2 protein-coding genes and 1 pseudogene are annotated in these 5,261 nt (G+C 33.1%); 2 read left to right on the forward strand and 1 reads right to left on the reverse strand.

Translation table 11 applies throughout. The features are described from left to right. Positions 1 to 522: 522 nt before the first annotated feature. The gene (gene purL / locus V5787_RS09745; RefSeq protein WP_336893045.1) at positions 523 to 4,194 is read right to left on the reverse strand and encodes a phosphoribosylformylglycinamidine synthase; all 3,672 of its coding nucleotides are present in this window, start codon (positions 4,192 to 4,194) and stop codon (positions 523 to 525) included. A 369-nt stretch (positions 4,195 to 4,563) separates the two neighbouring features. Between purL and V5787_RS09750 the strand changes: the two genes are divergently transcribed. Together V5787_RS09750 and V5787_RS09755 are read left to right on the forward strand one after the other, a co-directional pair. Then, entirely contained in the window at positions 4,564 to 4,956 is a 393-nt protein-coding gene (locus tag V5787_RS09750; RefSeq protein WP_336893046.1) for a hypothetical protein, read from the forward strand. Between the two features lie 212 nt (positions 4,957 to 5,168). Beyond that, positions 5,169 to 5,261: pseudogene (locus V5787_RS09755) on the forward strand (IS1595 family transposase); the annotation flags it as partial.

Raw genomic sequence — 5,261 nt, forward strand, 5'->3', positions numbered from 1 at the left:
TAAATCACAAATGCTATCTGCAAAAGTAGGTGTTATTTGTAGTTTCATGGCTTGAATATACATCTTAATAAGCTAACAAACAATGATTTATACCCTAAGTTTGGATGTTTGTTTTTGTCATGTACCTTGCAACGGTCTTATACTGGTAATTTTGGTGTTGTTAAAAGCAGAATGTCTTCTGTAGTTTAGTGAACACTTCTAGTACCATTTTTAATATTTAAACGACGTATTAAATTCGTTTATTTTTCATTTATATTTCACACAAAAACAAAACCGTAGAGGAGCTATGCTACTATTTTTATTGCTTAACTAAATAACAAACATTCCAAATTATTATTTAGCAGTTATAAAAAGTAAAACTGGTTTTTTTGTGTAAAATGTGGCATATTGGAAATCAAATTAGAAAAGGCCATTCCAAAATGTAAGACCGTTATTTCGATAAACTCAGTATTCACATGTGTACTGAGCTTGTCAAAGTTTATATTTACTACCCATTCAGCAAGTTAAGGGAACAATTAAGTCTTACCTGGTAAGCCAGTTTTTAGCATTTGTAAAAGCTTCTAACCAAGGCGAAACTTCATCTTTTCTACCTACTGGATAATTTGCCCAGTTCCATTGGAAAATAGAACGTTCTATATGTGGCATCATTACCAAATGACGTCCATCTTTTGAAGTCATCATAGCCGTATTAAAGTCAGAGCCATTTGGGTTTGCTGGATAAGCTTCATATCCATATTTAGCAACGATATTATATTTTTCTTCGGTATAAGGAAAATTAAATTTTCCTTCACCGTGAGAAATCCAAACTCCTAAGGTATTTCCTGCTAAAGAGCTTAACATTACAGAATTGTTTTCTTGTATGTTAACAGAAGTAAAGTTGCTTTCATGTTTAAAAGAATCATTATGTCCCATTGCTGGTTTATCTTTATGTTCTGGGTTGATCAATCCTAATTCGATAAACAATTGACATCCGTTACAGATCCCGATAGATAAAGTATCATCTCTTTTAAAGAAATTCTCCAAAGCTAATTTTGCTTTTTCGTTGTATAAAAATGCACCTGCCCAACCTTTGGCAGAACCTAATACATCAGAGTTAGAAAAACCTCCAACAGTACCAATAAATTGTACATCTTCTAAATTTTCACGTCCTGAAATTAAATCAGTCATATGAACATCTTTTACATCAAAGCCAGCTAAATACATTGCGTTTGCCATTTCTCTTTCTGAGTTAGAACCTTTTTCGCGAATAATTGCTGCCTTAGGTTTAGGCTTGTTAGCGTCTAAAACAGGTAGTTTCCCCTCAAAGTTAGTAGGGAAGGTAAATTGTAAGGGTTGCTCTTTATAATTGTTAAAACGTGCTGTTGCTAATCCGTTAGCCGTTTGTTTATCGTCTAATAAATAAGAAGTTCCAAACCAGATATCACGTAAATATTCAATATTAAATATTTCAGTAGTATCGTTGTTTTTAATAGTAACTTCACTTGATTTAATTGCATTTCCTAATAGAGTAAAGGCAACATTATTTGCAGTTAATATGTTTTCAATTTCAGTATCGTCAGATTGGATAATTACACCACTATTTTCGGCAAATAAAGCTTTGATAGTATCCGATTCACCTAAGGCAGAGATGTCAATATTGGCACCTACCATTTGTTGAGAGAAGCACATTTCTAAGATTGTAGTAATCATGCCTCCGGCAGAAATATCGTGCCCTGCTAAAATCCTACCTTCTTTGATTAGTTGTTGAATTGTATTAAAAGCCGTTTTAAACTTTTCTGAATCGTTGATATTTGGACTTTCATTTCCTATTCCAGCAAGAGTTTGTGCGAAAGAAGAACCTCCTAACTTAAAACGATCATTAGAAAAATCGATATAATAAATTTTGTTTAGACCTCTTTTTTGGAAAACTGGTTCTACAACCTTCGTAATATCGTTACAGTGTCCTGCTGCAGAAATAATTACTGTACCTGGAGCAATTACATCTTCGTTAGGATATCTTTGTTTCATTGAAAGAGAATCTTTTCCAGTAGGGATATTGATTCCTAGTTCTATTGCAAATTTTGAAACCGCTTCAACAGCATTGTACAAACGAGCATCTTCTCCTTCATTTTTACAAGGCCACATCCAGTTAGCGGATAATGAAACAGAGTCTAAATTGTTTTCTAAAGGAGCCCATACTAAATTAGTCAAAGATTCTGCAATTGCATTTCTAGAACCTGAAATTTCATCGATTAAACTCGCAATCGGTGCATGACCGATACTGGTAGCAACTCCTTCTTTTCCTTTATAATCTAATGCCATTACAGCTACATCATTCAATGGCAATTGTAAAGGTCCTGCAGTTTGTTGTTTAGCAACTTTACCTCCAACACAACGGTCAACTTTATTTGTCAACCAATCTTTACAGGCAACAGCTTCTAATTGAAGTACATTTTCTAAATACTCGTGAATATTTTCAGAATTATAACTTAAGTCGGCGTAATTCCTTTTGATAGTTTTATCTGTCAAGATTGTTTTAGGAGAACTTCCAAACATATCTTCCATAGATAAATCCATTGGTTTTTCTCCTGTTGTAGCCGATTCAAATGTAAATTTATTGTCAGCAGTAACATGTCCTACAGTATACATTGGAGAGCGTTCTCTGTCTGCAACACGTTTTAAATAATCAATATCTTTTTCATTGATAACCAGTCCCATTCTTTCTTGAGATTCGTTTCCTATGATTTCTTTAGCAGATAGGGTAGGGTCACCTACAGGTAATTTATCCAAGTCGATTTTACCTCCTGTATCTTCTACCAATTCAGACAAACAGTTTAGGTGTCCACCCGCACCATGATCGTGGATAGATACAATTGGATTGATGTCAGCTTCCACCATTCCTCTTATGGCATTGGCAGCACGTTTTTGCATTTCTGGGTTCGAACGTTGCACAGCGTTTAATTCAAGTTGACTGTCCATTCCTCCAGTGTCAGCAGAGGATACCGCAGCTCCACCCATACCAATTCTGTAGTTGTCACCACCGAGAATTACAATTTTGTCTCCTTTTTGAGGGGTATCTTTTAAAGCTTGATTAATTTTACCATATCCGATACCTCCTGCTTGCATAATCACTTTGTCAAAACCTAATTTTCTAGCTTGGACAGAGTCCGTTGAAGTCTCCTGAAACTCAAAAGTCAATAAAGAACCAGAAATTAAAGGCTGTCCAAATTTGTTTCCAAAATCAGAAGCTCCATTAGAAGCTTTGATTAAAATATCCATTGGGGTTTGGTACAACCAATCTCTTTCGTCCATTGTTTCCCAAGGTTTGTTTTTAGACAAGCGAGAGTAAGAGGTCATATATACTGCTGTACCAGCCAAAGGTAAAGAGCCTTTTCCTCCTGCTAATCTATCTCTAATTTCACCACCAGATCCTGTAGCAGCACCATTAAAAGGCTCTACAGTAGTAGGAAAATTATGTGTTTCTGCTTTTAATGAAATTACAGATTGGTATTCCTTTGTTTCGTAAAAGTCTGGTTTGTCTGCCGACTTAGGGGCAAACTGTTCTACTTTAGGTCCCTTTACAAAAGCAACATTATCTTTATATGCAGAGACAATTCCATTAGGGTGTTCATCTGATGTATTACGGATCATTTTGAATAAGGAAGATTTTTTTTCTTCTCCATCAATTATAAATGTTCCATTGAATATTTTATGTCGACAGTGTTCTGAGTTGATTTGTGAAAAACCAAATACTTCTGAGTCGGTTAATTCTCTTCCAATCTTTTTAGACATACCTTCTAGGTAAGCTATTTCATCATCACTTAATGAAAGACCTTCTTGCTGATTAAAATCTTGAACATTATCAATATTTAAAACTGCTTTAGGCTCTGAGTTGATAGTGAAAATTTCTTGATCTAAGTTAGTGTACAACACCTGTAACATAGGATCAATTGTCGCTTCTTTAGAATCAACTTTGCAGAACTCTTCAATTCTAATGATTCCTTTAATACTCATGTTTTGCGTGATCTCCACGGCATTTGTACTCCAAGGAGTGATCATCTCTTTTCTAGGTCCTATAAAATACCCATCTAAACTAGGAGCATCAATTTGCGTAGCGTTTCCGAAAAGCCAAACTAATTTTTGAATGTTTTCCGGTGAAAGTTCTTTGGTTTTAACTGCAAATACAGTCGTATTTTGTTGAAAGAATAGAATCATTGAGTCTTAAATATTAAAAGCGTTTATGCTTAGATTTTTAAAAGCACAAATTTACAAAATAAAGTTAGAAAACGCAGTACCTAAGAAAATCAAAAAATGTTTTTTTTAAGTATTGAGAATTAGGACTACGATTATCTTGAGTTTGTAATTTATGTCTATAGGAATATTAGAGTCTCCAATTTTTATTACGAAACTAATTAGAAGTATTTATTTTAATAGACTATTTAGTTGTTATACCTCTTAATTAGGTCACTTCATAGAGTTTTAATAAAAGGAGTAGCGTTTCAATTGTATATTGTAGGATAGAATTTTAAAGGGACAACTTTTAATAAGAAGTAAAATAATAGAAATCAATCAAAAACAAGAAAGATGGAAAAAGTATGTATAAATGATTTTTCCCCTTCGGAATTACATACTTGGATGAAAGAATTTTATCCAAATGGATTGAATAGAGCTAATTTAGAAAAAGCGAGTAACTCAGCAAATATTAGGTATTTTCTTAGGAAGAGACATTTCTTAGAAAGAGTGGATATGCTTGGGTTTAGTAAAGAAGAAAAAGCTAGATTTAATGTTGAAAAAATGAAATTAGGCAGAATTGCCAACGACTATAAAGAAGCTGAGAGTGAATTCATGATAGTTCGGAGTAGGTATAAAAAAAATAAATTCAATAAAAACTGTTCCGCTGAAGAGATAAAAGCTAAATTAAAATGTGCATTTAAAGGTTACAATTTTGACGATGAAATTTTAAAACCGGAATACTAATTATATTTCCTAAAACCTGCAGTATCATCTTATATTATTTCACTTCTATTTTGTAAGGCTACTTAACATCTAAAATCGTTTAAATTCTTTTGTTTGTTCATTTTATTACTGTTTCAGTAGTTAGAAGAGAGGACATAACAAAATAAATCTAATTTTTTGTTCTGAGTTAGTCATTTAGTTTCTGTATCTTAGTGTCATTAAATATAACAGATATGGATGTTTTTCAAGGTCAAAATATACTGAGTTTTATAAAAGAACTGCCAAATGATGAAGCTTGTAAGGCTTATTTAGCCAAAATAAAATGG

It is taken from the genome of Flavicella sp. (assembly GCF_037132785.1).
Taxonomy (GTDB): domain Bacteria; phylum Bacteroidota; class Bacteroidia; order Flavobacteriales; family Flavobacteriaceae; genus Flavicella.